The 23,367-nt window shown below is 40.9% G+C and carries 16 protein-coding genes and 1 tRNA gene; 10 read left to right on the top strand and 7 right to left on the bottom strand.

Going from position 1 to position 23,367, the window contains the following annotated elements; all coding sequences use genetic code 11:
• The first annotated feature begins 107 nt into the window (after positions 1–107).
• The 3 genes from J2X77_RS03705 (at position 108) to radA (ending at position 4,517) form a co-directional block, all read left to right on the top strand.
• Positions 108–1,832, top strand: a complete 1,725-nt coding sequence (locus J2X77_RS03705) for a serine hydrolase domain-containing protein (RefSeq protein ID WP_310079145.1) — start codon at positions 108–110, stop codon at positions 1,830–1,832.
• Positions 1,829–2,989, top strand: coding sequence for a dipeptidase (locus J2X77_RS03700; RefSeq protein WP_209577101.1), 1,161 nt, complete (start codon positions 1,829–1,831; stop codon positions 2,987–2,989). Before J2X77_RS03705 ends, J2X77_RS03700 begins: the two co-directional genes overlap by 4 nt.
• Before the next feature lie 142 nt (positions 2,990–3,131).
• Positions 3,132–4,517: a DNA repair protein RadA gene (gene radA, locus J2X77_RS03695; RefSeq protein WP_293880081.1), complete on the top strand. Its 1,386-nt coding sequence runs from the start codon at positions 3,132–3,134 to the stop codon at positions 4,515–4,517.
• A 185-nt stretch (positions 4,518–4,702) separates the two neighbouring features.
• Here radA and J2X77_RS03690 read toward each other — a convergent pair whose 3' ends face one another.
• Positions 4,703–5,386: a peroxiredoxin gene (locus J2X77_RS03690; RefSeq protein WP_209577105.1), complete on the bottom strand. Its 684-nt coding sequence runs from the start codon at positions 5,384–5,386 to the stop codon at positions 4,703–4,705.
• Between the two features lie 72 nt (positions 5,387–5,458).
• Here J2X77_RS03690 and J2X77_RS03685 point away from each other — a divergent pair, with 72 nt between their 5' ends.
• Both J2X77_RS03685 and nagB read left to right on the top strand, forming a co-directional pair.
• Positions 5,459–6,607, top strand: coding sequence for a methionine aminotransferase (locus J2X77_RS03685; protein ID WP_310079142.1), 1,149 nt, complete (start codon positions 5,459–5,461; stop codon positions 6,605–6,607).
• Positions 6,608–6,752: 145 nt separating this feature from the next.
• A complete protein-coding gene (gene nagB / locus J2X77_RS03680; RefSeq protein WP_209577109.1) occupies positions 6,753–8,681 on the top strand; it encodes a glucosamine-6-phosphate deaminase in 1,929 nt (642 codons plus the stop codon).
• Positions 8,682–8,817: 136 nt separating this feature from the next.
• Here nagB and J2X77_RS03675 read toward each other — a convergent pair whose 3' ends face one another.
• Positions 8,818–11,334, bottom strand: coding sequence for a family 20 glycosylhydrolase (locus J2X77_RS03675; protein WP_310079140.1), 2,517 nt, complete (start codon positions 11,332–11,334; stop codon positions 8,818–8,820).
• Between the two features lie 139 nt (positions 11,335–11,473).
• Between J2X77_RS03675 and J2X77_RS03670 the strand changes: the two genes are divergently transcribed.
• Positions 11,474–11,545, top strand: a tRNA-Glu gene (locus J2X77_RS03670).
• 203 nt (positions 11,546–11,748) lie between these two features.
• The gene (locus J2X77_RS03665) at positions 11,749–12,387 is read left to right on the top strand and encodes a carbonic anhydrase family protein (RefSeq protein WP_310079139.1); all 639 of its coding nucleotides are present in this window, start codon (positions 11,749–11,751) and stop codon (positions 12,385–12,387) included.
• A gap of 118 nt (positions 12,388–12,505) precedes the next feature.
• Here the strand turns inward: J2X77_RS03665 and J2X77_RS03660 are convergent, their stop codons facing one another.
• The 3 genes from J2X77_RS03660 to prfB all read right to left on the bottom strand — a co-directional run bounded on the left by J2X77_RS03660 (position 12,506) and on the right by prfB (position 16,791).
• Positions 12,506–13,807 (bottom strand): nucleotide sugar dehydrogenase, encoded by a 1,302-nt coding sequence (locus tag J2X77_RS03660; protein ID WP_293937272.1) that lies wholly within the window; start codon positions 13,805–13,807, stop codon positions 12,506–12,508.
• A gap of 34 nt (positions 13,808–13,841) precedes the next feature.
• Positions 13,842–15,287: a glycosyltransferase family 2 protein gene (locus J2X77_RS03655; protein ID WP_293880066.1), complete on the bottom strand. Its 1,446-nt coding sequence runs from the start codon at positions 15,285–15,287 to the stop codon at positions 13,842–13,844.
• 420 nt (positions 15,288–15,707) lie between these two features.
• A protein-coding gene (gene prfB, locus J2X77_RS03650; RefSeq protein ID WP_293937275.1) for a peptide chain release factor 2 occupies positions 15,708–16,791 on the bottom strand; the annotation gives its coding sequence in 2 pieces (ribosomal slippage) (positions 15,708–16,730 and positions 16,732–16,791; 1,083 coding nt in all).
• 215 nt (positions 16,792–17,006) lie between these two features.
• On the opposite strand from prfB, the gene pgi reads away from it, so the two are divergent.
• Positions 17,007–18,674 carry a glucose-6-phosphate isomerase gene (gene pgi / locus J2X77_RS03645; RefSeq protein ID WP_293937278.1) on the top strand — a complete coding sequence of 556 codons (1,668 nt, stop codon included), beginning with the start codon at positions 17,007–17,009 and terminating at the stop codon, positions 18,672–18,674.
• A gap of 169 nt (positions 18,675–18,843) precedes the next feature.
• On the opposite strand, the gene J2X77_RS03640 is transcribed toward pgi, so the two are convergent.
• Positions 18,844–20,760, bottom strand: a complete 1,917-nt coding sequence (locus J2X77_RS03640; protein ID WP_310079136.1) for a heavy metal translocating P-type ATPase — start codon at positions 20,758–20,760, stop codon at positions 18,844–18,846.
• Positions 20,761–20,929: 169 nt separating this feature from the next.
• Complete coding sequence (locus tag J2X77_RS03635) at positions 20,930–21,271, bottom strand: phage holin family protein (protein ID WP_209577166.1); 342 nt, start codon at positions 21,269–21,271, stop codon at positions 20,930–20,932.
• A 257-nt stretch (positions 21,272–21,528) separates the two neighbouring features.
• On the opposite strand from J2X77_RS03635, the gene J2X77_RS03630 reads away from it, so the two are divergent.
• Both J2X77_RS03630 and J2X77_RS03625 read left to right on the top strand, forming a co-directional pair.
• On the top strand, positions 21,529–21,954 hold the full coding sequence (locus J2X77_RS03630) for a DUF2147 domain-containing protein (protein WP_209577168.1): 426 nt from the start codon (positions 21,529–21,531) through the stop codon (positions 21,952–21,954).
• 155 nt (positions 21,955–22,109) lie between these two features.
• Positions 22,110–23,357 (top strand): ABC transporter permease, encoded by a 1,248-nt coding sequence (locus J2X77_RS03625; protein ID WP_209577171.1) that lies wholly within the window; start codon positions 22,110–22,112, stop codon positions 23,355–23,357.
• The last annotated feature ends 10 nt before the right edge of the window (positions 23,358–23,367 follow it).

The following is a 23,367-nucleotide window of genomic DNA, read 5'->3' as shown; positions in this document are numbered from 1 at the left end:
GAAGACAGTTTAACGTAACAAAATTGATTTTTTTTAACCGTCCTGTATTCCTTGTGTATTTAATTCGTATTTTTATTTGATAGAACCTAAAAAACGATAAAAGCAGAATGAAAAAAGGACTTTTTAGGGTGTTATTTGCAGGTTTGTTCTGTATTAGCCCCCTGTTTGCTCAATATAAATCCACCGTTAAAAATGAAACGATACTGTTTAATAACCGCGATCAGTTGCTGCCTTTGAAAAATCTAGATCGGCTTCGCATCGCTGTTGTTGTTCCCAATGCAGTAAAATATAATGTGTTTACAGAGCAGTTGGCCCGTTATGCAGACACTAAAGTTTTTGATTTTAGTAAATTCGATGAAGATATAAAATACTATAATACAATTATTGTCGCTGGAAAGGAAGATGACTTGGATGCAGATTGTCTCGCCCAGTTGAAACAGGCGGTATTAAACAATAAAAAAGTCATCCTTTGTCATTTTTTCGAAAATGAAAAAAGCAAAAAGGCACTAACTGAACACATATCGTCTGACTTGATCGAATTATTAGCCCCTTTTTCAGAAACTGGACAACGTCACGTCGCAATGTCAGTTTTTGGTGGAGTTCCCATCACTGCTGGTGATGTCAAAACTACACAAACAAGACTGCAGTACGGCTCTGCGTCAAGCGCTCATCTGAATCTGGCGAAATTGACCAAGAAAATTGATGCTATTGCCCAAGAAGCCATTGATAAGCAAGCAACGCCTGGAGCTGTTGTCATGATCGTAAAAGATGGACAGGTTCTGCTGGAGAAATCTTATGGATTCCACAGCTATTCGAAAGCTATTCCTACAAAAACAAATGATATTTTCGATCTGGCATCTGTCAGTAAGATAGCAGGCACAACACCTGTAATTATGCGCCTTACAGAGCGGAATGTGATCAATTTGGATAGTACCATGGGCCATTACTTATGGCAGGCCAAGTATACCAATAAAAAGGACATTAAACTGCGTTCCGTCATGTTGCACGAGGCCGGTTTTACACCCTTTATTCCCTTTTATAAATATCTGAAAGCTGGAGACGTCGTTTCAGTTCCGGATGCTAACCATCAAGTAAAAATGGCGGATAATAGCTATATCCTCAACGATTATTACCGTGATTTTATGTGGCCAGAGATGTTAAAATCTCCCGTAAAGCCCACAGGAAACTATGTATATAGCGATATCAGCATGTATGTGATGAAGGAAGTTGCAGAACATCAGACGGCTGAGCCGATGCAAGATTACGTGCAGGAGAACTTCTATAGACCATTGGGCATGACGCGTGCTGGTTATCTTCCCAGAATACGTTTTGCAAAAGAAGAAATTGTTCCTACCGAACAAGATACCTCTTTTCGAAAAACATTGTTAGAAGGCTATGTACACGATCAAGGTGCGGCAATGGCTGGAGGTATTGCCGGGCATGCCGGACTATTTGCTACCGCAAACGATTTGGCGATCTATGGTCAGCTCTTACTCAATAGAGGAGAATACGGTGGAGAGCGCTACTTTAAAACGGAAACAATAGACTTATTTACATCCAGGCAATCGACAAGCAGTCGCCGGGGGTTGGGTTTTGACCGTTGGGATCCCAATCCTAAAAATGAATATCCATCGAAGTTAGCAAATAGTTCCGTCTTTGGTCACACAGGCTATACTGGAACATGTATCTGGATTGATCCACAAAATCAATTGATCTATATCTTTTTGTCCAATCGGGTACACCCTCAAGTGACGACCAAGCTTTTGGATCTGAATATCAGAAGCAGAATTCAGGATGCTATTTATGAATCGATCAATGAAAGTCAACGATGATTAAGAGCCTCATATTACTAGGGCTAGCAATGACAGCAGGTACCTCTATTGGATATAGCCAAAACTATAAAAAAATCCACCAGAATATGGTCGTCGTCGATGGACACAATGATGTGATTTATGCATCCATTTTTCAGGGGAAAGATATTGGCCAACGGTTAAAAACAGGTGCTACTGATTTGCCGCGGCTGCGGGAAGGGGGTGTCGATGTGCAGGTATTTGCGGTATGGTCCGATGATGCTAAATGGAAGACCGGTGCATTCAAGCACGCAAATGACCAGATAGATGCCTTGGAAAAAATGATTGCGGCAAATACCGATAAAATAAGTCTGGCAAAGTCTTCACAAGCTATCGATTCGATAGTAAAAACAGGGAAAATAGCCGCTTTGATCGGTGTGGAAGGTGGAAATATGATTGAAGAAAGTTTGGATAATCTTGAGCGACTTTATGCCCGTGGTGCCAAATATTTAACCTTGACCTGGAATTATAATTTGTCTTGGGCAAGTTGTGCCGCGATGGAATCGGACAAGATGGATTCCAAGGATAAAGGGTTGACGGAGAAAGGTCGAACAATTATCCGGAAGATGAACGAACTGGGCATGATGGTTGATTTGTCCCATGGTGGCGAACAGACCTTTTATGACGTATTGGCGGTATCGACAAAACCGATCTTGGTTTCCCATAGTAATGCCTTTGAATTATGTCCACATTTCCGAAACCTGAAAGACGCACAGTTGGAGGCGCTGAAAAGCAATGGGGGTGTGGTTGGTGTAAATTTTTATTCGGGTTTTTTGGATCCTGCCTATGAAGCTAGGCTTAAGAGTTTGTATCTAAGCAAATTTGGTGATGATGGGACATCAAAACTGAGTACTTGGTCTATGTATGAGAAGTTGCCAAAGAAACTTCAGCGACAGGCGGATGCTCCATTGTCGAAATTATTGGATCATATCGATTATCTGGTCAAAAAAGTTGGTATTGATCACGTTGCGGTAGGCTCAGACTTCGATGGCATAGAATCCTCACCGCAAGGTCTGGAAGATGTTTCTAAATTTCCGCTATTGACTAAAGCACTGCTGGAGCGAGGGTATTCACATGTGGATATAGCGAAAATTATGGGACAAAATTTCTTGCGGATTTTGAAAGAAAATGAAGAATAAACACTTCTTTTTTTTAAGGCTTTTCAGTACGTTCCGGTATACATGCCGCATTATTGAGGGATGTGTAATGGCTTGGGTAAGATGTAATGCGTGCGGCCATGTGATTACGCTTTTAACAGCTATAAATTTGTAAATTCGTAGCATGGCAAAATCAAAATCAGCATACTTCTGTCAAAATTGTGGCTATGAATCTCCCAAATGGATGGGACAATGTCCTTCCTGTAAGCAATGGAATAGCTTTGTTGAAGAAGTGGTCGAAAAAGGGAGTTCAAAAGTCCCCGAATGGCGTAGTTCTACAACTGGAGGCAATACGAAAAGGGCGAATAAAGCGGCTATTATTCACGAAATTGTTTACCAAGATGAGTCTCGTATATCCACGCCTGATCAGGAGTTTAATCGGGTTCTTGGTGGCGGGATTGTTCCGGGGTCACTGGTGCTTATCGGTGGAGAACCTGGGATTGGAAAGTCAACGTTAATGTTACAGTTAGCTTTATCCATTCCACAAGTCAAGACACTTTATATTTCCGGGGAGGAAAGTGAGCAGCAGATCAAGATGCGGGCCGAACGACTGTCACAGTCATCCAAAGCTAATTGCTATATCCTGACGGAAACATCCACGCAAAATATTTTCAAGCAGATCGAGACGGTACAGCCCAATGTCATTGTTATTGACTCGATACAGACTTTACATTCCGCACAGATTGAATCCGCTCCGGGTTCGGTTTCTCAGGTTCGCGAATGTACCGCTGAATTGTTGCGGTTTGCCAAGGAGACAAGTACTCCCGTCTTTATTGTGGGGCATATCACCAAGGATGGATCGATTGCTGGTCCCAAGGTATTGGAGCATATGGTGGATACCGTACTTCAATTTGAAGGCGATCGTCACCATGTCTACCGCATTTTGCGAGCCGTAAAAAATCGCTTTGGATCGGCTTCAGAACTGGGCATTTACGAAATGCAGGGGTCAGGACTGCGGGAAGTGTCCAATCCTTCTGAGATTATGATTTCGCAACGCGACGAGCCAGTCAGTGGAGTTTCCATTGCGGCAATGCTGGAAGGGATGCGGCCGATGATGATTGAGGTGCAGGCGCTGGTGAGCAACTCAGCATTTGGTACAGCACAGCGTTCTTCTACGGGGTACGATACGAAACGGTTAAATATGCTTTTGGCCGTTTTGGAGAAACGCTTTGGCTTTAGGCTGAGCGCACAAGATGTATTCCTGAATATCGCCGGTGGACTGCGCGTAGAAGATCCTGCAATCGATCTGGCCGTAGTGGTAGCGATTATTTCTTCACAACAAGATATACCGATTCGCTCTAATCTGACTTTCGCAGGTGAAGTTGGATTATCGGGCGAGATAAGAGCTGTAAATCGGATTGAACAAAGAATACAAGAGGCTGAAAAGTTGGGTTTTGATGGTATATTTATTTCTAAATTCAATACCAAAGGCCTGGATGCGAAAAAATATACTATTGCAATTCGGCCTGTCGCCAAGTTAGAGGATATATTCAGTGCCTTATTTGGTTAGTAGAAGCGCCTTGTTTGGCTGGTAAATAAGCGTCTAGTAAGGATTACGGGATGTGTTTTACGCATCAGTTTGTGCAGAAAACCTTTTGCTGTAGTTTGCGTTGAGAAACACCGTCGTCATTAAACCTAAAAAGACCATGCGCTTTTAAAGGCATGGTCTTTTTATTGGAATTGATCATCTATAGGTTACTTTTTCAATACTTCTTTCAATTTTGCACGTAAAGCATCACCGTGTAAATTTTTCGCCACAATTTTTCCATTGGGATCAATCAAGACGTTCTGGGGAATAGATTTTACACCATATAGCGTTCCGACATCATTCTGCCAACGTTTTAGATCCGAAACATGTCTCCAGTGTAGTTTATCGGCATGAATGGCTTTAATCCAGGAGTTGCGGTCCTTATCAAAGGATATTCCCAATATTTCAAAGTTTTCACCTTTGAATTGTTGGTATGTATTTACAAGATCTGGACTTTCTACGCGACAGTCCGGACACCAGGAGGCCCAAAAATCAAGAAGCACATATCTCCCTTTAAAATCCGAAAGTTTGACGGGGTTTCCGCTGGTGTCATTTTGGGTAAATGCTGGTGCTATTTTTCCAATTTGAACGGTTTCTAACGTATTTAAATAATCTTGAAACTCTTTCCCTTCACTTGAGTTTTTTACAGTATTACTCAAGGAATTATAAAGTGCCTGAAGCTCTGTGTAAACAGGATCATAACCTCCGACTCTACGCAAGTCAACCAACGTAGAAATAGAATCGGGAGCAGCCTTAACACGAGCAATATACTCTCCTTTGGTAAGTTCCTTTTTTTGCGCTGATCCGAAGAATGGCAGAATCAAAAAAAGTAGTGTGATGTATTTTATCATATTACTATTCTTATATATATTTACAAATATAAGAAAATCCACTAATTTAGTAGATTAATAAAATGTCAAAAAATGAACTTCAACCTAACCTCTAAACTTCCGCATGTTGGTACGACGATTTTTACTAAGATGACCATGTTGGCCAATGCGCATCAGGCCTTAAATCTTTCCCAGGGTTTTCCCGATTTTGAAGCCGATCCGAGGTTGGTAAAATTGGTTACTGAGGCGATGCAAAAGGGATACAACCAATATGCACCAATGATCGGAGCACAGTCTCTACGGGATGCAATCGTCAAAAAATATAATCAGATTTATAACGTTGAGGTCGATGCAACGGAAGAATTAACCATTACCTCAGGGGGGACGCAAGCCATTTTTACAGCTATTGCTACCGTAGTTAGACCGCAGGATGAGGTTATTATATTTGAACCTGCATACGATTGTTATGCACCAACCATCGAACTGTTTGGCGGTAAGGTTGTGCCCGTCCGATTATTGGCGCCCGATTTTCAGATTGACTGGGATTACGTAGCAACATTAATGAACAGTAAAACGCGACTGATTATTATCAACAATCCGAATAATCCAACGGGGAAAGTATTGGGTAAGGAAGAACTGATTAAGTTGGGAGCGCTATTGGAGGGGACTAGCATCCTGTTGCTGAGCGATGAGGTATACGAGCATATTGTGTTTGACGGGGCATCGCCGCAGTCGGTACTGGAAATACCTACTCTGCGCGAACGAAGTTTTGTTGTCGCCTCCTTCGGTAAGTTGTTGCATACTACAGGCTGGAAAATTGGTTACTGTATTGCCCCGCCGAAATTAACCCACGAATTCAGAAAAGTACATCAGTTCAACGTATTTAGTGTCAATACCCCTATGCAATATGCTATAGCAGAGTATCTAGCCGATATAAGTTATGTAAAAAGTCTATCGGGCTTTTTTGAGCGTAAAAGAAATCTACTGAAAGAAGGATTAAAAGATTCACGTTTTACGATTCTCCCTTGTGAAGGGACTTATTTCTTGAATATAAATTATAGCGGCATTAGCAATGAAAAGGAATTTGAATTTGCCTGCTCCTTAACAACACAACATAAGATAGCAACAATTCCACTGTCCGCATTCTATAAGGAGGTTACAAATCAGCAGGTTTTACGCGTTTGCTTTGCGAAGAGGGAGGAAATATTATCAAAAGCGATAGCGATTTTGAATCAAATTTAAAGGTATTTGAGTCGCTAAAAATGTAGCTAAAAGGTTTTATTTAAAATATTGCTAAGAAAGAAGTACTTTATTAAAATTTTACTTCAACTTGAGTCACTAATTTTATAAATTTGTAATTCACGTTTATCAATATACCCATAAAAAAATGGCTAGATTAAATTTATTGGAAGAGACACGCTTCGAAAGAGTCCCTGTGAGCGTCTATCCAGATCAAAATTCAGCTTCGAAAAACGTTGCAAATCGTATAGCTGAAATTATTCGTGCAAAGCAAGAGAAAGGTGAGAAGGCTGTTCTAGGCCTTGCTACTGGCGCCACACCGGTAAAGGTCTATCAAGAGCTGATTCGCTTGCATAAAGAAGAAGGTTTAAGCTTTAAGAACGTGATTACCTTCAATCTTGACGAATACTATCCTATGCAACCTGATGCCGATCAGAGCTATGTTACATTTATGAACAAAAACTTGTTCGACCACGTAGATATCGATCCGGCAAATGTAAATATTCCAGATGGTACCTTAGCTCCTGACCAAGTAAATGCATTCTGTGCGGCTTACGAGCAGAAGATTACAGCGGCAGGAGGTTTAGATATTCAATTACTAGGTATCGGCCGTACAGGCCACATTGGGTTCAATGAACCAGGCTCTGCGCCTAATTCAGGCACACGTGTGGTCACCTTAGATGATTTGACTCGTCGTGATGCTTCCCGTGCTTTTGGTGGAAAGGAAAATGTACCAACAAAAGCAATTACCATGGGAGTGGGAACAATCTTCAAGGCAAGAGAAATCATTTTAATGGCATGGACTGAAACAAAAGCTGAGATTATTAAAAAAGCCGTTGAAGGCGAAATCTCCGCAGAGATTCCTGCAACTTATCTTCAATTGTCTGACCATGTTGAATTTGTATTGGATGAAGCCGCTGCTTCGTTGCTGACACGTTTTGATCTTCCTTGGTTGGCAGAAGACGTTACTTGGACACCTTCGCTCATAAAAAAAGCCGTTGTTTGGTTAGCGTTAGAAATCAAAAAACCAATCTTGAAACTTACCGATGAGGATTATAATGCACATGGTATGGCGAAGTTGGTTACAGAGACTGGCCCTGCATATAATATTAATATCCGTATTTTTAATGAACTTCAGCATACGATCACTGGATGGCCCGGGGGCAAACCCAATGTCGACGACTCACAACGTCCTGAGCGTGCCAATCCAGCGAAGAAAAATGTGATTGTATTTTCTCCACACCCTGATGATGATGTGATCTCTATGGGGGGGACATTTATTCGTCTGGCAGATCAAGGACACAATGTCCATGTTGCCTATCAGACGTGTGGTAACACGGCGGTTTGGGACGATGATGTGATACGTTATCTGGAGTTTGCCGAAGATCTCGCTAAACAGATCGGAGCGGACTCAGAGGCGGCCCAGATTGGTCGGATTTATGATGAGGAGCGAGCAATTTTTGCAACAAAAAAACCGAATCAGATTGACACCGAATTGGTCCGTAAAATCAAAGCATTGATTCGTAAAGGAGAGGCTATCGCGGGAGCTCGTTTGGTAGGTTTGCCGGATGAAAATATCCACTTCCAGGATCTGCCTTTCTATGATAGACAGAAGTTTTCGAAAAATGTATCTTTCGAAGACGATATTCAGCAAACAATGGAGTTATTGCGTCATGTAAAACCACATCAGGTATTCGCTGCAGGTGATTTTGCTGATCCACATGGTACACATAAAGTATGTTTTGACATTTTGTTTGAAGCATTAAATAGGTTGAGCAAAACAGATGAGTGGACCAAAGATTGTTGGTTATGGTTATACCGAGGAGCATGGCATGAATATCCTATTCATGAAATCCAAATGGCTGTTCCTTTATCTCCACAAGAAGTTTATCGTAAGCGTTTGGCTATCTTTAAGCACCAGTCTCAAAAAGACTTACCTGTATTCCCTGGTGATGATCCACGTGAATTCTGGGTACGTGCAGAAGATCGCACGAGCGAAACAGCAGCTTTATATGATCAATTAGGTCTAGCAAATTACGAAGCCATTGAAGCATTTGTAAGATGGAAATTTGATTAGATTAACACGTTAGTTTATACGCAAGACTATCTATAAACAAAATCCCTGTTTCAAGATCGAAGCAGGGATTTTTGTTTATGTGACCATTAGTATTGGTTCAAAAGTACGCTACAAGTGGAATAGGGCACATTGTAAACTAGTAGCTGATTACATCGCCGGATCGTCCTTTGGCGTCATATACTTTAAATACGTATTTCTTACCAGTCTGGAATGGTATCGGGCCATTCACTGTTTTGGATTTTTGTGTTGGTGTACTGCCGTTGTCGCTATAATAGACTTTAAAACCAGGATAATCGGTATTGATAAGGAGTTGGTTGCCCTCTTTCTTAATTCCAATTTTGGGAAGTCGATAAGTATAGCCTCCATTTATCCTATCCAGTTTTCTCAATTCATCCTCGCCCAGCTTTTTGATAAAGGCAGTATACGATTTGCGATACGTAGCTTCGTCAAAAGAATTCCCTTTTTCCCAAGCTTGTTCTGGGGCCCAGGCGCGATCGGCGATGGCTATTAAACGTGGAAATATCATTTCTTCGAGACGTTGGTCAGTAGAGATCTTTTCTGACCATAAAGCACCTTTGATCCCGAGGAGATTTTTCTTCCCTTCCGCTGTAAGCTGTTCTTTATTGGTGTATGCCTCTGGTTTAAAGTCTTTTCCCGTATCATCCTTTCTTAAGTTGATGAAGAAATTTTCAGGGGAGAAGGAATAAGTTCTATTCAGATTGACAGTGCCCACCCAACTATGTCCGGGATCTGCAAAGTCACGATCCCATGACATATCCAGGTAGTTATTTGCTGCACTCGTATAAACAACTTTATAGCCAGCATTGGCCAATCGATAGGCGAGGTCTTCCTGTCCTTGTCCGGGTAGATTGTTCCATACATTTAAATGGATGCCTGATTTTCCCAGATCCGCATTTACAACCATGCCATTACCTTTGTTGCGCATGCCCATCTCTTCCCATCCCGACATCGTCAGTCCTTTTTCTTGAACCAGGGCATTAATCTTGGAAATATACAGTGGCCATACGTCGAGTACATTTGCGATATTATTTTCCTTCATAAAGGCCAATATTTTCGGCGATTTCTCCCAAACACCACTTGGAGTCTCGTCACCTCCCAAATCGATAATTTTCAGTGGAACCCCTGCTTGATCGTGTATCGCTTTAATTTCATCGATCACCTTGCTTAGGAAGCGGTATGTTGAAGGTAGCGCTGGGTTCATAACGTTATCATTCCAGTTTTGTGCAGAATTGTAAACGGATTTGTCTTCTGCATCATCCAGTAAATATTCTTCTGCCTTTTGCTGATCGCCAAGTTTTGAATAATGGGCAAAACGTGCACGCATGGCTTTGATCGCTGCGCGAGCATGGCCGGGGGTTTCCACCTCTGGAATCACATCTATGTGTCTTTCCTGAGCATATTTTAAAATTTCGATGTAGTCGTTCACACTATAGAATTGATGCGGCTTGGCTGTTGCTCCAGATCCATAAGCAGGTTGTATTGCTTTACCATCTTCAAAATTAGCCGAACGGTTGGCTCCGACAGCTGTGAGTTCAGGTAGGGATGGAATTTCCAGTCGCCACCCTTCGTCGTCAATGAAGTGAAAATGGAACTTATTCAACTTATAAGCAGCCATAAGATCCAATATTCTTAAAACCTCGGCCTTACTATGAAAATTACGGGCAGCGTCCAGCATAAATCCACGGTACCCATAACGTGGGCTATCTTCGATATTGCTGTGCGGTAAAGCAATGGATTTTGTAGCTTTATTCCACTGATCATGATTGATAAATGATTTTAAAGATTGAATGGCATAGAAAGCACCAGCTTTATCTGAAGCTTCTATTTTTACACCATCAGCAGTAATCGATAATCGATAGGATTCGGGCTTTAAGGTGTTAACTTTTACGATTTCAATACCGCGCTGCGGGCTAGTTGAAGCCGTTAGCTTAATACTTGAATATGTTGAAAAGAAATCTGTCAGGAATCTCGCTTCGCTAGCAAATTCATTATCTACAAAAAGTTTTGCACCTGTTGATAAATTAAACTTTTCGTTGATGTTGACATTAATGTGGCTTGGTAAGGGGATGATACTTTGTGCGGTGACACCTTCTACGAGCTTGTTTTGGTCGTATTTATATGCGAAGTAGTCTGTTTTTTCAGCTTCTGATTGAGGAGCAGTTTTAACAGCAGAATAATCTGAAATAGTGGTGGCAAGCCCAGTCTGGTTATTTTTTAGATATAGACCAATGGGTCCATCTGTGTAATTGACTAGCCCCGTCGTTATAAAATCGATGTGGACACTATCCTGAGCTTGCAGTACAAAGTTGTTTTTCTTAAAGCTTACCTGAAAAAGATCGCCGTTTCGGTGGTCTATTGCGAAACGTTTGTCGACCTTGCCGGGATCAATTGATCGGATAAAATTAAACCAAAGGCTCCAGTCGTTGAGTTGAACAGCACTTGTTCCTTTGTTTTTTAAGATAATGGTGGATACCGGATTTTTACGGATATGGTGTCCTTCCTGAACCCTCCAGGTGAGTTGCAGCTGATCTGCGATTGCTCCCGTTTTTTGGGCATAGGCTTCCTGACTTAATAGAGCCAAGCCCAGTCCAGCATAGAGTAGCGGTTTTTTAATTTTTTTAAAATTAGTCATGTTGGTTACTTTTTCAATGACTTTAAATATAGCTATTCTAGGGAGTTTAATCATCTATTTCAAAAAAATGAATAAAAAAAACAGAATAATTTTGGCAGATTTATAAATATTTCTATATTTGCACACCGAAACAAAAATCGGCCCGTTCGTCTAGGGGTTAGGACGCAAGATTTTCATTCTTGAAACAGGGGTTCGATTCCCCTACGGGCTACGAGTCGAAAGATTAAAAATTAAAAAAGCTTGCAAATTATATTGCAAGCTTTTTTGTTTATAGCACTTTTATTAAATCCTTTACTTTATTTTCGCACTATAGTGCGGTGGAAAGAACCGTAAAAATTACACGTATTTAGCCCTGTTGGTAATTAAAATGTAACATATTAATTTTACTTTTAATATTCCAAATAATAAAATCTTATGAAGGCACATACGTACGAAACACAATCGACGATTACACCGGAAAAGGCATTGGATTTCTTGAAGGAGGGAAATCAACGCTTTGTTAATAACCTAAAAGCAAACCGCGATCTTCTGGAACAGGTGAACGCTACTCGCGAAGGGCAGTGGCCATTTGCTGTCGTGCTGAGCTGCATCGATAGCCGCACATCAGCAGAACTTATATTTGATCAGGGATTGGGCGATATCTTCAGTATTCGTATTGCAGGAAATTTTGTCAATCAGGATATTTTAGGTTCGATGGAATTTGGTTGCAATGTAGCGGGCTCAAAACTTGTTGTTGTGCTTGGTCATACCAAATGCGGGGCATTAAAAGGAGGATTAGATGCTGCGAAAATCGAAGGAATGGGGATGGATAATCTAAACCACCTAATTAATCATTTTGATCCAATCATCAATGAAGTGATAGACGAGGGTGAAGAGCGTTCGTCAAAGAATAGTGAGCTGCTTGAAAAGCTCAATCAACAAAACATTAAACATGCGATTAGAGACATCCGTAGACAAAGTTCGACACTCCGTAAATTAGAAGAAGAGGGTAAAATTAAAATTGTGGGAGCAAATTATGATGTTGAAACCGGTAGCGTAAGCTGGTTATACTAGCTGGCCGCCGGTTTTTTATGATACTGAGTAGAGTAGCGCCTTATCTAACTAATGGAAGGTTAGATAAGGCCTACTTGAATTGAAGTTGAACTATTCAACGATCTTCTGCAAAAATTTCTTACAATCGTGCATCTACCAATTTTCGATCAAGTATTCCCTTGATATCAAATACAACAGAATTCTCTTTTTTCAGGTTGCTGAGGTCTAAATGTAAGAATTCTCTATGGCCTACGGCGAGTATAACAGAATCATAGTCACCAATTTCTGGAAGAGTTGATAATAATTCAATATTGAAATGTGATTTTACTTCCTCTACATTCACCCACGGATCGTAGGCGTCTACCTTTAAACCGAACTCTTGAAGGTCGTGGATCATGTCAATAACCTTACTATTTCTTATATCAGGACAATTTTCTTTGAATGTAACACCTAATACCAAAGCTTTGGCTCCATCAAATTTGATGTTTTTCTGAATCATCAGCTTCACAACTTTTGAAGCAATGAAAGAAGCGATCTGATCGTTCACCTCCCTTCCAGATAATATAACGTGTGGATGATAACCCAGTTGTGTAGCTTTTTGAGCAAGATAATAGGGGTCTACCGATATACAGTGCCCACCGACTAATCCTGGCTTGAAGCGGAGGAAATTATATTTTGTGCCCGCTGCATCCAATACATCCTGCGTATCTATACCTACACGATCAAAAATCAGAGCAAGCTCATTCATAAATGAAATATTTACATCGCGCTGTGCATTTTCGATCACCTTGGCAGCTTCTGCTACTTTAATTGAGGGCGCTAAGTGGGTTCCGGCCTCAATAATTTTTTTATATAGTCCATCCACTGCTAACCCCGCTTCCGGAGTGCTTCCTGAGGTTACTTTGACCACTTTCTGAAGCGAGTTAACCTTATCGCCCGGATTAATCCTTTCAGGAGAATAACCAACATAAAAGTCTTGATTGAACGTTAATCCCGAATATTTCTCCAAAACCGGTATGCATTCCTCTTCCGTACAACCAGGGTAGACTGTGGATTCATAAATAACTAGATCGCCAGCAGTTAATAATTCGCCTATCATTTTTGATGCTCCGATCACTGGCGATAGATCGGGTGAATTATAGCGGTCTATGGGAGTTGGTACAGTAACGATATAGACATTTGCATCTGCAATGTCTGCAGTTGAGCTACTTGCATCATAGCCCTTACTTTGATTTGATGTAGCATATAAATCTCTAACGCGAGCCAATTCTTTTTTATCGGTCTCTAGTGTACGGTCAACCCCCTGCTTAAGTTCCTCAATACGTGTTTTATTGATATCAAATCCAATCACCGGGAAAAAATCTGAAAATGCTATTGCCAATGGCAACCCAACATACCCCTGGCCGATGACGGCAATCTTTTTTACCTGAAAATCTCTCATATATAGCTATAAATATACGTTCTTTGCATTAATTTTATCCCCTTGTCAACCAACCTCTACGTCCTGCTGTTGCTATCGCATATGGTGTAATCCAAAATAAACTGAAAGCATAGAATATACTGTAGCTATAGGCCCAGAAAGCTTCTTTGGCGTTTGCATTTTTAGAGGCAAAGAAATATGCCTGGATACTGGAGAATATCAAGATACCAACCAATGTTGAACTTAAGAACATCAGTGGATAATGAAATACAGTCCACAGCATAAGTAACAGCATTGGATAAGATAACAATACTTTTTTCCATTGCATAAGCAATAAGATACGCGCCCCCCATTTAGGACCTTGACGAAAATTCTTAAATGCGAATTTACTCATGGCGATGTTCTCGCGAACGTTGCTTCTTTCCCAACGGATAAACATCTTGTATAGATTTTTATAACGTACAGGTGTGTCTGTGTAAACATATGCATTTGATTGAAATAAGACATGATATCCTTGTTTCAAAATCATATTGGTCATCGCACGATCTTCACCGATATCAGAAGGCTGCCCCATAAATGTTTGGTTGATCCAATCTTCTAAACAGTTCATAACAGCTTCTTTGCGGTATCCCGAAAGGGCTCCTGGTGTACACATGACAGTACCAAGCATACTTTGTGCAGAACGTACAAATTCAAAGCTAAATACGAAGCTAACATTTAGCATACGTGGAATGATCGCTTTTTTGGTATTTAGTACACGCACATTTCCAGCTACTGCCCCACATTCCTTGTTTGTTACAAACGGGCTTGCCATATTACGTATGGTGTCTTTTTTTACAATAGAGTCACTGTCCACTGTAATAAAGATTTCTCCTGTTCCTAACTTAAAACCACGGTATAAGGCATGTCTCTTACCCATATTTTTAGGCTGTTTGTAAATCTCAACACGCTCGCCCAGTTCCAATTTGGCACGTTGTATCCATTCAAAAGTATTATCCTTACTACCGTCGTCAATCGCAATAATTTGCAGCTTTTTTTCTGGATAATCGCTGCTTGCTAAACTATGTAATGTATCATAAACCAGTTGTCCCTCATTATACGCCGGCACAATAATAGTACACGTTGGCAATTCTTCATCCGACACCGATGCTATGGGCTTGTATTTACGGTGAAGTACAATCAGAAAAATCAAAAAGCTGATTGCAATAACGGCAAGAAGTATACCGAAACCGATCAAAAATGTTCCTCCAATACTATCTAAACGTTGGAAACGTAACGCATCAAAGTCGGGCTGAAGCATATATACGCCAAAGACCGACGCAAATAAAATGAAAAATGTTGCTCCAACAATACCATACTCTTTAGGACCAAAGTTACTTTCTTCCTCTTTGCGAACTTTATTTTCAGATCGCTTTTCTGCTGCATTTACATCGTATACAGCAGGCTGCCATTGCTTGGTCATCTGCTTGGATACGATCGAGTTTTCTTTCATGTAATTCATAACCGTTCTATTTTAGATACACATTCGTTTTTTCAATCTTTAATTTAATATCGCTTTCGATATCTTTTGTAATGAAAATATTACGATTCCATAAACGCAAAACACATGCCTTTATTTCATGCCAAAAACATTATGCAATCCATAATTGTAACGTTATTGATACAAAAAGATTATATGTAAGATATTGGTTATTAGTTGTTTGATTTTGAATTGTAAAGGAAATTACTTAAAATGTGACTTCATTCTAATGGATGGATTTTTAAGATTTTTTAACATTTGCTACCTTTTTGTTAAACGAAATTGACAGTTTTTGTCACTAACTGTGTAGGAAAACGGCCACCATTATAATGGAAAGAAGAAGGAAAAAAAAAAGACGCTCGCTAATGCGGGCGTCTTTCGGATCATCAATTTTTAATTTTTTTATCCGCCAAATTCCATCAGGTAATTTTTCAGAAAATCATTGAGATCACCGTCTAACACAGCTTGTGTATTGGATGTTTCGTAATTTGTCCGTAAATCTTTAATTAACTTATACGGATGTAGGACATAGTTTCGAATTTGGGAACCCCATTCGATTTTCTTTTTGTTTCCTTCAATAGCAGCTGTAGCTTCCTGACGTTTACGCATTTCAATCTCATATAACTGTGATTTCAATAAACGCATCGCATTTTCCTTATTTTGTAATTGCGATCTGGATTCCTGATTCTTAATAATAATGCCCGTGGGTTTGTGGTGTAATCGAACTGCGGTTTCTACTTTATTTACGTTCTGCCCACCTGCACCACCAGAGCGGAAAGTATCCCATTCAATTTCAGAATCCTTCACATCGATCTCAATATTATCATCGATCAATGGATAAACGTAGACTGACGCAAAAGAGGTATGGCGTTTTGCGTTAGAATCAAATGGGGATATCCGAACGAGCCTATGTACACCATTTTCTCCCTTGAGGTAGCCGTAAGCAAAATCACCCGATATCTGCAGGGTAACACTCTTGATGCCGGCTACATCACCTTCCTGAGAATCTTGCTCGGTTACTTTATAACCATTTTTCTCGCCCCACATAATATACATCCGCATCAGCATGGCAGCCCAGTCGCAGCTTTCAGTACCGCCTGCACCGGCAGTAATCTGTAAGATTGCATCCAGCTGATCCTCTTCAGCACTAAGCATATTTTTAAATTCGAGCTCCTCGACTTTTTCTAAGGCGAGTTGATATTGGTCGTCCACTTCCTTTTCGCTGGCGTCGCCCGATTGATAGAATTCATACATGACATAGGCGTCTTCAACCGCCGCTGCAACTTCGTCGAAGTGGTCTGTCCATACCTTTTGGGTTTTTATGGCCAGAAGTATTTTCTCTGCCGCTTTGGAATCGTCCCAAAAGCTTGCTTCAAGCGTAATCGCTTGATCTCTCTCTATTTCTTCTTTGCGTGCATCGATGTCAAAGATGCCTCCTCAGGGAAGTCACACGATCCCTCAAGTCTTGAATTTGTTCTTTTGTCATATCCGCTAAAGTATAAATTTTAATTAATAAATTCATGCCTCTACCGAAGAACTTAACGTTGAATATCCGTTGGTAAATAGGGATATGTGACCTTTTTTTTTTAGTTTTGGTATTGTCAGCAGAATAAACCTTCATGTGAGGATCTACACTCGGTGCAATATTGCGATCTAGAAGACTTTTGTTGACGTTTAAAACAAATATTTTAGTAAAAACAGATGTTTCCAAAAATTAACTTTACACAGACGCAAGCCTATAAGGATCTCACCCAGCATTTTGGATCTTTATTTGGGCCATATAGTAATGAATTCAAAGATTTACGCCAACTTTTTGCAGAAGATCCTGCACGCTTCGATAAATTTTCAATAGCATTTGAAGACATTCTTTTAGATTATTCCAAGAATAGCATAACGGAAGAGACGAGAGCACTCTTGGTGCAGCTGGCTAAAGAATGCGGTCTTGCTGAGGCAATAGAGGCGATGTTTTCGGGCGAGCGTATTAATGTCACCGAGAATAGGCCCGTGTTACACACGGCCTTGCGGAATCAATCTGATCAACCCGTTTACGTGGATGGTCAAGATGTGATGCCTGATGTTAAACGTGTATTGGCGCAGATGAAAGCTTTCACAGAAAACATCCTATCTGGTCAGTGGAAAGGATATACGGGCAAAGAGATTACCGATGTGGTCAATATCGGGATTGGCGGTTCAGATCTTGGTCCCGTGATGGTAACAGAGGCCCTTAAGGCTTATAAAACACGTTTAAATGTACATTTTATTTCTAATGTGGACGGGACACATATTGCTGAAACTTTGAAAGCTGTAGATCCTGAAACCACGTTATTTTTGATTGCTTCAAAGACGTTCACCACACAGGAAACGATGGCCAATGCCCATACAGCCAAAGACTGGTTTTTGGCAAGTGGCGCTCTTGAGGAAGACGTCGCTAAGCATTTTGCGGCATTGAGCACCAACACACAAGCAGTACAAACCTTTGGAATTGATACTCAAAATATGTTTGAATTTTGGGACTGGGTTGGCGGACGTTATTCGCTTTGGTCTGCAATAGGTCTTTCTATCAGTCTGGCAATAGGTTTTGACCGTTTCGAGGAGCTGCTAAAAGGTGCCTACGATGCCGATGTTCATTTCAAAGAAACTGCTTTTGAATCCAATATTCCGGTCATATTGGCTTTGCTTGGCGTATGGTACAATAATTTTTTCAAATCCGAAAGCCATGCAATTCTTCCCTATGATCAATATCTACACCGTTTTGCTGCCTATTTCCAACAAGGGGATATGGAAAGTAATGGAAAATATGTAGATAGGAATGGCGAACAAGTGCAATATCAGACCGGCCCAATTATCTGGGGTGAGCCCGGTACAAACGGACAACATGCATTCTATCAATTAATCCATCAGGGAACCAAGTTGATTCCATGCGATTTTATTGCGCCTGCAAATAGCCTTAATCCAATTGGAAATCATCATCAATTGTTATTGTCCAATTTTTTTGCGCAGACCGAGGCGCTAATGAATGGTAAAACAGCTGAAGAAGTGGTTGACGAATTAAAGAAAGCTGGGAAATCAGATCAAGATATAGAAGCGCTTAAAGCTTATAAAGTTTTTTCGGGTAATCGCCCGACGAATTCCATCTTATTGAAAAAAATGACTCCACGCACATTGGGAAGACTTATTGCATTTTATGAACATAAAATCTTTGTCCAAGGTGTGATCTGGAACATCTATAGTTTCGATCAATGGGGCGTTGAACTAGGTAAACAGTTGGCCAACCAAATCCTTCCGGAATTAAATGATGACAACACGGTGTCAAGCCATGATTCTTCTACTAATGGATTGATCAATGCGTACAAGGCTTGGCGGAATTAAAATTTCTTACTCGATCTGAAGTAGATCATGGATGAAACATAGGAAGCGGGGCTGTTCAATTTTGGACAGCCCCGCTTTTTTTTCAATTATGGATGTATTACACTACAGTATTTTTCAGTGCTCTAATTTCTACAAGTGTTACGATCTGATTTTTTGGATAACGTCATTTTCATACTTTTTTATGCTGTATTCGGATAGCATTTAAAATCGCCAAAAGGGCGACTCCCACATCCGCTATGACCGCTTCCCAAAGTGTTGCAACACCACCGGCCCCAAGGATCAAAACAATGACCTTTACTCCCATTGCCAAGATTACATTCTGCCAGACAATATTTCGGGTTATTTTTCCGATTTTGATGGCCGATAAGATTTTCTTGGGCTCATCGTTTTGGATTACGATATCAGCTGTCTCTATCGTCGCATCAGCGCCGAGTCCGCCCATTGCGATGCCTACCTGTGCTAATGCAACTACTGGAGCATCATTTACACCATCACCGGCAAAGGCAACATGGCGTCCTTGATCGAGCAGTTGCTGTACATGGCTAACCTTATCCTCGGGGAGGAGGTCGCCATATGCCTCGTTTATCCCCAGCTCTTTGGCTACCTTGCTTACTACCGCTGTTTTATCGCCAGATAACATGACCGTATAAAGACCTTGCGCACGCATTGCCTGAATAACGGCCTTCGATCCTGCTTTGATCCGGTCTGCAACGGTTATATAACCGGCATACTTGCCATCGATGGCAAGCATCACAATGGAATATACCATTTTCCTCAAATCATCCGGGTAGCTAATGTTGTATTTGTCCAATAGCTTGCTGTTGCCTGCTAGTGTTTGCTTTCCATTCACCGTGGCACAAAGTCCATGGCCTGCAATTTCCTGAATATTTTCCGTTTTTAGGGCTGTGCTGCCTGGATTATAATTGGCTATCGCCTTCGCAATGGGATGTGTGGAATGTACCTCTATCGCTTTCGCATAATCCAATAATTCTTGTGGCTCTCCATTGACTGCAACAACCTCCGTTACTTCAAATACACCCGCTGTGAGTGTACCTGTTTTATCCATTACTACAGTATCAACAGCGGTAATGGCATCGAGGAAGTTGCCTCCCTTAAATAATATTCCGTTTCGCGAGGCTAAACCTATTCCGCCAAAATAACCCAAGGGGATAGAAACAACTAGGGCGCAGGGGCAACTAATCACCAAGAAAACCAAACTCCGGTAGAACCAGTCTTTAAAACTATAGTCTTGCACAAAGCATAGGGGCACAATAAGCACCAATAGTGCAAGACCAAAGATTATGGGGACATATACTTTAGCAAATTTGGCAATAAACAACTGCGTTTTGGATTTACGCGCTGTAGCATCTTGTACCATTTCGAGGATTTTGCTCAACTTGCTATCCTCAAATTTGTTGGAGACCTCGATTTCTACAACCGTTTCCAAATTAATCATCCCCGCAAAAACCGTTTCACCCCTATATTTTGTATCAGGTTTACTCTCTCCCGTCAAAGCGGCGGTATTAAATGCGGCTTTTTCTGTATTCAACTTACCATCAAGAGCCACTTTTTCACCCACTTTTACAAGGATTATTTCGCCAGTTGTGACAGTCTTTGGGTTTACCTGTCGCTGTTGGCCATTTCGTAATACAGTAACGGTATCGGGACGGATATCCAAGAGTGATTTGATCGATTTCTTGGCATTGTCTACGGCGGTGTCCTGAAACCATTCTCCGATTTGGTAGAATACCATTACCGCAACACCCTCTTCAAATTCTCCAATAGCGAATGCACCTAAGGTTGCCACAGTCATCAAAAAGAATTCATTAAAAATATCAGCCCTTTTTGCCTTACGGAAAGCCATCAGGATAACAGGTATTCCCGCAAGCAGGTAAGCGATGCTATTTAGGGCTAAACTGATGCCAAACGGAAGAGTGATCTTGAAAGCATATTTCAATAAAAGTAAAGTAAGCAGGATGACAAGAGCGATGAGCAACTTGCTCTGGGCAATCCACCAAGGCTGCTCCTTTGTGGTAAGGGAGTGCTCTTGTGTGGCATTGCTATGCTCATGGTTGTGTTCACACATATATCAGCGTTTCTTTTTAAAAAATTAAATTTAACGATTTCTGCCGTAAATAGCGAGAGGAATGCGGATGGGTGTGTAATGTCAGTATGCTGAGGTAAGGAATAAGAAATAAAAAAGGCGTTCGTATCAATTGATTTGAACACCTTTAACTACGTAATATAATGTATCTTTAATCTTTTGACATACTGCCAACGATCATCTCTAATACGGCAACGACAATGGCAAACAGCGCGGCAGTCCAAAAACCATCTACATCAAATTTTGAACCAAGTAGCCAATCGGACAGCAGAACCATTAATACTGTAATAATAAAGGATACCAAACCCAGTGTTAGCCAATTTAAGGGGAACGTAAATAACCGTAAAATCGATCCTACAGTTGCATTGACAACTCCAATCACGAGTCCGGTAACAATGGCCCAGCCAAATCCAGCAACATGGGCTCCAGGTACAAGCCAGCAGGCAACCGCCACGACCAACCCGGTAAGTAAAAGACTAATAATAAATTTCATAATATGTGCTAATTTTTGTAAATAGTTAAAAAAGAAATAATATGATTATAATGTTGCAAACCCAATGCCAAACTTTATTGACGTATGAATTCTAGGTATTACGAAAAAAAGGCTTTTTGCAGGTTAATGGCCAGATACATTAAGGATATTTTGTTGTTAAATAAATGCAGTTTTGATATTAAATATATGCGAGCATAGTAAATATTTCTTATCTTTATTTATAACGAGCTTCACATGCTCATAAAACTAATAAACCCATGAAGAAAATTATGATGTCATTCTTAATGTTGCTGACTACAGTAACATTATTTGCGCAAACAGATCCCATCATCGGAAAATGGGAAAATCCAAGTGGCGAAGGTCGTGTTGAAATTTACAAAAAAGGCGATAAGTTTTTTGGTAAGCTCTATTGGCTGAAATTTCCTAACAACGAAGCAGGTCAGCCAAAGAAAGATATAAAAAATCCAGATAAAGCCCTGCAGGGCAGGAATGTGCAAGGACTGGAGATCTTGACCAATTTTGAAAAAGATGGCAGTACTTATGTCGATGGAAAGATTTATGATCCAAAGTCAGGCAAAACATATAGCTGTAAGATGACGCTAAAAGGAGATAAGCTTGATATCAGGGGCTATATGGGCGTGAGCCTGCTCGGACGTACAGAGACATGGAAAAGAATTCATTAAGAACTATAGCAGCTGCTAAAATGGTGTAATCCGCTAGCATGCACAGCTGAGGTCACACCCAAAAAGGCAATTTATTCCATAGCAGTAAATTGCCTTTTTGGTTTTGTGCGGGAATTACAGTATTTTCATCCCTACAAATCATACATATTAGCTTTATGGCCGTAAAAATGTCTTATGTTGAGAATGTCAAGCTTGCACTACAGTCTATTGTAGGGAATAAGCTGCGTACATTTCTAACAGCACTGATTATTGCCATAGGAATGATGGCTCTTATAGGGGTGTTGACCTCGATAGATGCCATGAAGAACTCCCTGACAGACTCCTTTTCATCGATGGGGTCAAACTCTTTCAACATCCGCAACCGCGGGCTCAATGTTCGCATCGGGAATGAGGGGACGCGATCCAAAGTCTTCGCTAATATAACGTATGCACAGTCCGTTCGATTTAAACAAGATTTTCACTTTAATGCATTGACATCAGTCAGTGCCAATGTGAGCTGGAATACGACTGCAAAATTTCAATCCAAAAAGACAAACCCCAATATTGGCCTGATAGGCACCGACGAAAATTATCTGCAGACATCGGGGTATGTTGTCAACGAAGGCCGTAATTTTTCCACTAGAGAGGTAGAAACAGGTAGTGGTGTTATTATCATTGGCAGTGAAGTCAGTAAAATGCTTTTCAATGAAATCATTGATCCGATAGGGCAGTTTATTACCGTTAACAATATCCGTTATTTGGTTATCGGCGTATTAAAAAGTAAAGGTTCTTCTGCGGGGATGGGTGGCGATAGGGCATGTTTTATTCCGCTGATCAAGGCAAGGGCAGTGATGCAGGGTGCTGAACCCTCCTATGTGATAACAGTTTCATCCAACGATCCTATGCGATTGGAAGCGGCGATTGGTGAAGCTACTATCGTATTTAGAAATATCCGCGGATTGGCCTCAAGGCAAACCAATGATTTTGAAATTACCAAGTCCGATGCGGTAGCCCAGATGCTGATGCAAAATATGGCAATGGTGACTTTAGGGGCTGTAGTGATTGCTTTTATCACCCTGGTGGGCGCTTCAATTGGATTGATGAATATTATGCTTGTTTCGGTCACGGAGCGGACACGCGAGATTGGTATACGTAAGGCGATCGGAGCAACACCGAGTGTTATCCGTAAACAGTTTTTGATGGAAGCGATTGTGATTTGCATGATCGGTGGTGTTGCCGGGATCTTTATAGGTATTCTGATCGGTAATATCCTGGCCCTGCAGCTCGGTACATCTTTTATTATACCGTGGGGAGCAATTATTATGGGCTTTGCAGTATGCGGACTCGTCGGTATGCTGTCGGGTTATTACCCAGCTTCAAAAGCATCTAAACTGGATCCGGTCGATGCGCTCCGATACGAATAACCTTTGCCTC

Origin of the sequence: Sphingobacterium sp. 2149 (assembly GCF_031455655.1) — a bacterium.
Classification (GTDB): domain Bacteria; phylum Bacteroidota; class Bacteroidia; order Sphingobacteriales; family Sphingobacteriaceae; genus Sphingobacterium.
Note: the sequence above shows the minus strand (reverse complement) of the source record. Positions and strands in the feature narration are given on the sequence as shown.

What these genes read in the sequence shown, in the direction of transcription:
- J2X77_RS03705 (WP_310079145.1), top strand. Translation starts at nt 108, where the DNA reads ATGAAAAAAGGACTTTTTAGGGTGTTATTTGCAGGTTTGTTCTGTATT.
- J2X77_RS03700 (WP_209577101.1), top strand. Translation starts at nt 1,829, where the DNA reads ATGATTAAGAGCCTCATATTACTAGGGCTAGCAATGACAGCAGGTACC.
- radA (WP_293880081.1), top strand. Translation starts at nt 3,132, where the DNA reads ATGGCAAAATCAAAATCAGCATACTTCTGTCAAAATTGTGGCTATGAA.
- J2X77_RS03690 (WP_209577105.1), bottom strand. Translation starts at nt 5,386, where the DNA reads ATGATAAAATACATCACACTACTTTTTTTGATTCTGCCATTCTTCGGA.
- J2X77_RS03685 (WP_310079142.1), top strand. Translation starts at nt 5,459, where the DNA reads ATGAACTTCAACCTAACCTCTAAACTTCCGCATGTTGGTACGACGATT.
- nagB (WP_209577109.1), top strand. Translation starts at nt 6,753, where the DNA reads ATGGCTAGATTAAATTTATTGGAAGAGACACGCTTCGAAAGAGTCCCT.
- J2X77_RS03675 (WP_310079140.1), bottom strand. Translation starts at nt 11,334, where the DNA reads ATGACTAATTTTAAAAAAATTAAAAAACCGCTACTCTATGCTGGACTG.
- J2X77_RS03665 (WP_310079139.1), top strand. Translation starts at nt 11,749, where the DNA reads ATGAAGGCACATACGTACGAAACACAATCGACGATTACACCGGAAAAG.
- J2X77_RS03660 (WP_293937272.1), bottom strand. Translation starts at nt 13,807, where the DNA reads ATGAGAGATTTTCAGGTAAAAAAGATTGCCGTCATCGGCCAGGGGTAT.
- J2X77_RS03655 (WP_293880066.1), bottom strand. Translation starts at nt 15,287, where the DNA reads ATGAATTACATGAAAGAAAACTCGATCGTATCCAAGCAGATGACCAAG.
- pgi (WP_293937278.1), top strand. Translation starts at nt 17,007, where the DNA reads ATGTTTCCAAAAATTAACTTTACACAGACGCAAGCCTATAAGGATCTC.
- J2X77_RS03640 (WP_310079136.1), bottom strand. Translation starts at nt 20,760, where the DNA reads ATGTGTGAACACAACCATGAGCATAGCAATGCCACACAAGAGCACTCC.
- J2X77_RS03635 (WP_209577166.1), bottom strand. Translation starts at nt 21,271, where the DNA reads ATGAAATTTATTATTAGTCTTTTACTTACCGGGTTGGTCGTGGCGGTT.
- J2X77_RS03630 (WP_209577168.1), top strand. Translation starts at nt 21,529, where the DNA reads ATGAAGAAAATTATGATGTCATTCTTAATGTTGCTGACTACAGTAACA.
- J2X77_RS03625 (WP_209577171.1), top strand. Translation starts at nt 22,110, where the DNA reads ATGGCCGTAAAAATGTCTTATGTTGAGAATGTCAAGCTTGCACTACAG.